Source organism: Treponema sp. (assembly GCF_045657965.1).
Lineage (GTDB): Bacteria > Spirochaetota > Spirochaetia > Treponematales > Treponemataceae > Treponema_D.
Genome location: NZ_JAZOUG010000293.1, coordinates 1 through 6,968 on the forward strand (window position 1 = coordinate 1; position 6,968 = coordinate 6,968).

6 protein-coding genes are annotated in these 6,968 nt (G+C 36.6%); 1 reads left to right on the top strand and 5 read right to left on the bottom strand.

Annotated features, from left to right (window positions below; all coding sequences use genetic code 11):
* Window positions 1-174 precede the first annotated feature (174 nt).
* From ACKI5B_RS11040 to ACKI5B_RS11055, 4 genes are all read right to left on the bottom strand, one after another.
* Window positions 175-1,986 carry a hypothetical protein gene (locus tag ACKI5B_RS11040; RefSeq protein ID WP_407428713.1) on the bottom strand — a complete coding sequence of 604 codons (1,812 nt, stop codon included), beginning with the start codon at window positions 1,984-1,986 and terminating at the stop codon, window positions 175-177.
* Window positions 1,987-2,062: 76 nt separating this feature from the next.
* Entirely contained in the window at window positions 2,063-3,001 is a 939-nt protein-coding gene (locus ACKI5B_RS11045) for a ParB/RepB/Spo0J family partition protein (protein ID WP_407428715.1), read from the bottom strand.
* A gap of 19 nt (window positions 3,002-3,020) precedes the next feature.
* Window positions 3,021-4,040, bottom strand: coding sequence for a hypothetical protein (locus tag ACKI5B_RS11050; protein ID WP_407428717.1), 1,020 nt, complete (start codon window positions 4,038-4,040; stop codon window positions 3,021-3,023).
* Window positions 4,041-4,190: 150 nt separating this feature from the next.
* The gene (locus tag ACKI5B_RS11055; RefSeq protein WP_407428719.1) at window positions 4,191-4,589 is read right to left on the bottom strand and encodes a hypothetical protein; all 399 of its coding nucleotides are present in this window, start codon (window positions 4,587-4,589) and stop codon (window positions 4,191-4,193) included.
* 181 nt (window positions 4,590-4,770) lie between these two features.
* Between ACKI5B_RS11055 and ACKI5B_RS11060 the strand changes: the two genes are divergently transcribed.
* Window positions 4,771-5,445, top strand: coding sequence for a helix-turn-helix domain-containing protein (locus ACKI5B_RS11060; RefSeq protein ID WP_407428721.1), 675 nt, complete (start codon window positions 4,771-4,773; stop codon window positions 5,443-5,445).
* A 408-nt stretch (window positions 5,446-5,853) separates the two neighbouring features.
* Here ACKI5B_RS11060 and ACKI5B_RS11065 read toward each other — a convergent pair.
* A partial coding sequence (locus ACKI5B_RS11065) for an ATP-binding protein (RefSeq protein ID WP_407428723.1) occupies window positions 5,854-6,968 on the bottom strand: 1,115 nt, incomplete at its 5' end.

Sequence of the window (6,968 nt, forward strand, 5' to 3'; positions counted from 1 at the left end):
ACCGGCGTAACGGTCTGGGGCCCCTCTACTAATGTTGATGCGAAGTGTCAACTTTAGTGTGGGGTGCACTGAAGACGACCGTCTGACAGGGCATAAAAATGCCCCAGATCCGAGTAAAATGCCGTGCATTTTTACCGGAACTGGGGCTCGTTTTTACTTCGCAACCTTGCAAAGCTACCTTTCTATACCGCTTCTTACGATACCTCTGCGATATTCTGAATAGTTTCTGCAACCTCTTGATTCCAAGGCGTTGGCCAGTTTTCTCAAATAACCTGGTGTCATACTCATGAACCAGTTTTCCAAATTATTAAAAAGATTTTTAAGACCGCTAAAGAAAGCATCCACCATATTTTCAACATTTTGTGGAGTTGGATTTTTAGCGTAGCTGCCGTGGCAGCGCTTAAGCTCTTCCATTTCCTGATAATATTCAAAACTTCCAGCCTGAACCAGAATTCCATCACGTGTTTTAATCCATGCGACTTCCATGATTTTTAATTCTTCCACATATTCCTTTGTTACTTTTAATTCACCATTCAGTCTGGCAATTTCTACATCCTTCATTGAAGTTACATTTTTTAAGCGTGAATAATCATACTTTATGCTTTCAAGATACTCGCGGTCTGCTTCCTCAATTTCTCTTTCTATTTTCTGGTTATATTCAATTTCTTTAAGATTGTCGAACTTTTCAAAATACACCTCTTCCCTTCTCTTAAGAGAAGCTTCCTTTTCGGAAAGTTCAGTTTCCTTTTTTTTAAGTTCTTCCTTTTTGTTATCATTTGCAGTCTTTGCAAGTTCATTTCTCAGCTCTTTAGAATTGGCGTTCTGCTCTTTTCGGGTAGCCTCTTCCAGTTTTTCATTTGCATCCTTTTCCAGTTGTTTTGCCTTACGCACTTTTTCATCCGCACTATATACCACATTCCATCGGTTATTTAATTGCTCGGCAGATTTATTCATGTCTGCTATTTCAGAATTAATTGCATCTATTGTCACATCAAGCTCGTTGGATTTCTTTTCGTTCTCCTTATGCAGCTGCCATTCATCACAGGTCATGTGCTTATGCTTTGGTCCAGATGTGCGGTCAATTTTCAATCCATAAGATTCTGCATAATCTTGCAAAGAATGGCGAACATCTTCTTCCCATTGCTGTTGTGCGGTTCCTTTTCCTTTCTCAGTAAAGTATCCCATCTGAGCAAGGCAGGCACTCATTGAACACTGAAGAGGAAGACTTGTTGTAAGAACTTTTCCATATCGCTCATAACAAACTTTCTGCCAGTTCATCTTCTGCCATTTTTCTTCATTAAATTCTTCGCCTTTTTCAGCTGCTTCTTTCTTAAGGCGTTCTTTTTCTGATGCCTTAAACTTTTTGAAATCTGCAAGTTCTTCTTTAGTCAGTCTTTCTGCAGTAAAGATAATATCGTGATGAATCATAGATGGGGAACGTATCCGTTTTCCAGTTTTTGAATCAATTGAAAACTCGTCATTATGAAGATATGCTCCGGCTGTTCTTACTAAAGGCCAGCGTTTTGGAAACTCCTCTGTAACAAACTTTGTAAGGATTTCACTTGCTTTTTCTCTGTCTGGAAAGTTATCACGGTTTCCAATCTGATACTGAAACTCATAGCAGGCTTGTGTAAAATCTTTACCGCGGTCTCTTCCTGTAGCTTTTTGTTTGTCTTCAGTCTGCTCTCTTGATTGAAGAAATTCAGCTGCATAACCTTCTGCAGTTTTTCTACGGTCTTTACGTCTCTGTTCTGAATTGTATTCTTCAATCGCTGGACCAAAGATTTTATCAAAAGCTTCTGGGATTGTTCCTAAATCAATAAGAATCTGATGCGGTAAATCAAGATCAATATTTTTGCGTGTCGCAACATACTGCGGATCCCGTATATTATGTCCGCGTTTCACATCAGGTCTGCAATGGGCTTCGACTCTAAAACCATGCTCACTTGTAGGCTGTGGTTCTATATATTCATGTTTTGCTGTCATACTGTACTCCTAAGTTATGCAAAAATTGGGCAGGCATAAAAAGGACTCCTGTCTGTCACACAGAAGTCCTTGATTGTTAAGCAGTTTCTTTTACGTTTTTGAATACTTTTGATTCTTTTAGAATTTCTGAAAGAAGTGATTCTTCGTTTGTGCCAAAGTCAGATGTCTTGATATTCAGGTGATGAAGTTTTTCATCATTTAAAACTTCATCAAGTGTTTTACCAAGTGCAAGTTCCTTCTTAATATAAAGAAGTCCTGTTCTGAATCCTTCCTGTTCCAAACTTCTTGAACGGTCAGAAAACTTTTCCTCTGTCTTCTGTTTTTGTTCTTTGATTTTTGGCTTGGAAACAGGTTCCTCTTTTTTCTCTGATGAAACAGTTTCTGTTTTCTTCTCAGGGGAAGCCACTTCTTCCTTCTGTGCAGAAAGCTCTTTCTTTGTTTCATTGTAGGCCATGTTCAAAGAAATCTTTCCGTCCTTAAAAGCCTCAAGTGTTTCTGCGCTGGCTTTGCGCTCCACTTCTTTTATTTTTGCAATCTGACGAGGGCTGACCTGTAATTCAGCGGCAATCTCAGCATCGCTCTTCGCTTTCTTTCCATCAGGACCTTTCAGTTCTGCAAGCTCCATATAGATTCTTGCAATTTCCTGATCTGAAAGATTTCTGCGGTCTGTCTGTTCGCGGAGTGCAAACTGTTTTGCTTCTTCAAAAGTTTCAAAATGATGAACGATACACGGAACAGAAATAAGTCCGGCTTTGATTGCACAATAGCGGCGTGTGTGACCGTCAATCAAAATATATTTACCGTCATGACTCCAGACATGCAGCTCGTGTCCTGGCTTAAAACCTTCAGCTTTCATAGATTCTGTCATCGCGTTAATAACAGATTCATCCATCGCAAGCATTTTTTCAAACTCAGGTAAAAGAACAATGTCTTTGATTTTCAAAGTCTTTTTCTGATTTGCCTTCTGCAAATTGTTAATCTTATTTTTGATTGTGTTAGTAAAATTAAAGTTCATAATGTCTCCAAAATATTTATTAGTTTAAGATTCCATATTCTTTCCAGAACTGGATTTTTTCATTTTCAAGAAGGAACGGTCTTCCGGTCCGCTCTTTTACTTGCTTAGTCATTTTGTCCCATGCCGCTTCATAAGCGTCTTTTTCAGACTCTGACATTTCGTAGAGTTTCTCTTTTACGATGAAATCAATTTGATTCTGGTCTTTGATTTCTTTTACAGAAACTCCACAAGTCGGACAGTTGAAGTCATATTCTTTGAAGCGGGTAGAACAAATCGGGCAGTCAATGTATTTGATATGCTGCTCAGTTTTCTGCTTTTCTTCGTTTTTTTTGATAAAACAGGAATTCTTGAAATCCCGAATTATCGAATTGGCCAGAGCCAGCTTTCTGAATAATCCTTCAAACGATTTCTGGACATTGCTAAGCTTTGTGCGCTCAAAAACATATTTCAGATAGGCCTCAAGATTTGACTCTGCAATACCTGCATCTGTAAGATGTTTATGAACAGCTGATTCAAAGTTCTTGTCGAAGGGATATTCACCACCAAATAAACTTTTTATGATATTTACAAAAACTGACTCACTAACTGATTCTTTTGTTTCTGTCTCTGGGTTAGTTAGTTTAGTATTTTGTATATTAGTATTTAGTTTATTAGTAGTTAGTAGGTGTTGATTTTCCGTAAACGGATTATCCGCAGTGGTATTATCCGCAGTCGATAATCGACACTGGCTGTGCTTTGGCTTTTCATAAAATATATAGCGTTGAGGTGCAAAAGTTCCATCTGGATTTCTCAGATTCTTTTCAACTTCAATATAGCCTGCATCCACTAATTCATTTATCAGATTGTTAAGAGCAACTCTTTTATCTGGAAAATGTGATATAAGGAAACTCTTATAGATTTTCCAGTTACCTGGTAGGTGCATAAGAAAGCAATGTAATCCTTTTGCACCCCATGAAAGATTCTCATCACGAATACATGTATTATCCAGGATAGTATAGTTTTTCTCTTTATCGCCTTTAACAAAAGCTATGTCGCTCACAAGTCCTCCAATTACCACGACAAAACTTATGAACTAGCAATAAAGTAATTTTTCTGTTATAAGTAGAGTTATGGTTAGTTTTAAATCGATTTACAAAACTGCCTGCCCATGCGATTGAGTTGCCGCTCAGTCGCATTTTTGTTTTATTGCTCATGCTGGAACCTCCGCTCTCTGCTGAGCTTTCTTGGCAAGCTTTATGTACTTTTCCGGTACAACAGTAACGCCGCATTCTTTTGCGTATTCAATGTAATCGGCATCGCTGATTTTAAGCCACTTCATAACTTCGTCGCGCGGAAATGCAAGCCTTCCAGCAATAAACACTGAAAACTTAGGATTTCCACAACCTGGAAGTAAAAAGCGATTGCACTTGTAAGTGTTAAGTGCAGCACCACCTTTGAGTCCGGCACAATCCTCGATTGTGTAAAACTCTTTCTCGAATGAAACTTTTTCTGCAGGCTTTTCAAGCATCTGTGTGATAGCTGAAAGTTCGCGAAAAAGCTTTTCGTTTTGAAGCTGAATCTGTTTCAGTTCCAAATCAAAATTGTTCATAGATCCCCCCTTTGACTGTTTTCGGTTCGGGATATTTATAAAAACAGTCTTCTGTGATATAATGATTGATACAAGCAAATACAAATCTCTGACCTGACAGGTTTTGATTAGTATTAATTATTATACATAAAATATGTATAAATACATTGTTTATGTACATTAGATAATATATACATAGATTATGTATTTGTCAATAAATAATGGATATTTTATGGCCAGCGGAATAGAATTAGTAAATAGGATTGATGAAGTGTTGCTCGAATTAGGCATTTCCCGAAGGGAATTTGCGGCATCAATCAATATTCAGCCAAATACAATGGGAAACTGGAAAACAAATAACAGTATGCCACCTCTTGAAACCGTTGAAATTATTGCTGAAAAATTAAATGTTTCTCCAGATTGGCTTTTATTTGGTGATAAATACATATCCGAGTTTGATAAAAGAACAGGATATTTTTCTAGAACTCAAGTAGGTGCTAGAATTGATAGTTGCTTGCGCGATAGAACAAACACAACAGCTTCGGATGGTCCAATAAGAGATGTTTTTAATCAGGAACTAGGTCACATCATTTCTCATGAAAAATTTGCCAACTGGCTTCTTGGAAGATATAACATTGATTTGATTGTTTTCCAGAAAATTGCCTCTGAACTTACAACCAGTATTCAATATCTTCTTACAGATTTACACGCAAAAGTTCCTGAAGATTTCGATCCAGTTCTCTTCAACGAAGCCAGAGAAAACGCAAACAGCGTTCACTGCCTTTACAACCTCAGCGAAGATAAAAAGCAGATTGTTTCAGACATGCTGAATAAGCTGATGGAACTGGAACATCTCGAACACGTTTCAAAAAAATAAAAGTTCGTCTGTAACTTATGTAACTTAGCTGAGTAAGTTAACTAAATTACATGTATTATTTGTTACCAAAAGTGTATAGTTTTGGTAACAAATCTGTATTCTCTATTTCAACTTTGCAGAATCTTTAAAAATCTACTTGGGAGGTTTTGTACTTACTTGGGAGTTTTACTTGGGATATTTTAACGGAGCATGGGATATTAGGTAGGGATATTTCAACCGAGCTTGGGATATTAGGTTAGGGTATTTCGCTTGAACTAGGGATATTTAATATTTTACAAGGATATTTTGAAATCATATGGTTCAAGCCATTTTATATAATCTGCATTATACAACAGTTTCAGTAGTCGAAAAGTAACAGTCATAAAAGAATGCCCTGCTGATAATCAACAGGGCTAAGTATTAATGTTCTTAATTTCTAATCAACCATTTCCATACAGGAATTACTTCGATTTTTACACCATCGACAGTCAATTCTTTTTCTTCTTCCCAAGTGATGATTATAAATCGCTTTGCTTCCTTTACAGTTTTTGCAGCTTCTACAAGAGCTTTAGTTTCTCTGTCATTAGAAATATTTATAACAGAATAAGCAACCTGAATAACTTCGTCCGTTTCTTCAACAAAGAAATCTGCATCCAGATTCTGGCCTTTAAGATAATATACATTGTCTTTGTATTTATTCCAAAGATTGATAGCTACAAGATTTTCAAGCAACCTTGGCTCTTCTTTAGTTAGAAAGAGGTTTAGCAAGCCATTGTCATTAAAATAATATTTTGGAGTTGTTTCTTTATCTACAAATTTTGAGAAATAATTTCTAATTGCAAAAATTAAGAAGGATTGCTGAGCATAACCGACATAATCAATTACTACATCTTTGCTGATGCTCACGCCTATTGTTTTGAGAGTGTTATGTAATTTTGAATAAGATACTTCATCTTTTACAGATTCTGCAATTTTTTTCATCAGAAGTCGTAAACCAGTATTATTTCTGATTCCATTTCTTGTAGCTATATCTCCAAGGAGAATCTTCTGATAGATGCTTGATATATATTCTCGCTTGTCTGTATATTCAAGGTTTTCTGGAAATCCGCCAAAATAGAAATAAGTTTCCATCTCACGTTTTATTTTTCCGCTGTCTTTTGTAGCAAGAATTGCTTTATCTGAAAAATCGATATTTTTTGCTGCCAGGTATTCTCTAAAGTTATACGGAGTCACATATTTTGTTAGATAACGGCCACCTAATCGGTTTTCAATTTCCGAAGATAGCATTTTTGCATTACTTCCTGTAATAAAGGTATGCTCTTTTGAGTCGGCCAAGCGACGTGCGAATTTTTCCCATCCGTCAATATTTTGAATTTCATCAAGGAAGAACCAGCCTTTTTTATCACTCATTTCAGCCTGAACGGAAAGAATGTCATTAAAATCATTTACGGTAAATTCTGAAAGTCGTTCATCTTCAAAATTGATATAAATTATCTGATTCCAATCCGTGCCCTTTGCAATAAGGTCCTGAACAATCTTGTATA

What these genes read in the sequence shown, in the direction of transcription:
- ACKI5B_RS11040 (WP_407428713.1), bottom strand. Translation starts at nt 1,986, where the DNA reads ATGACAGCAAAACATGAATATATAGAACCACAGCCTACAAGTGAGCAT.
- ACKI5B_RS11055 (WP_407428719.1), bottom strand. Translation starts at nt 4,589, where the DNA reads ATGAACAATTTTGATTTGGAACTGAAACAGATTCAGCTTCAAAACGAA.
- ACKI5B_RS11045 (WP_407428715.1), bottom strand. Translation starts at nt 3,001, where the DNA reads ATGAACTTTAATTTTACTAACACAATCAAAAATAAGATTAACAATTTG.
- ACKI5B_RS11060 (WP_407428721.1), top strand. Translation starts at nt 4,771, where the DNA reads ATGTATTTGTCAATAAATAATGGATATTTTATGGCCAGCGGAATAGAA.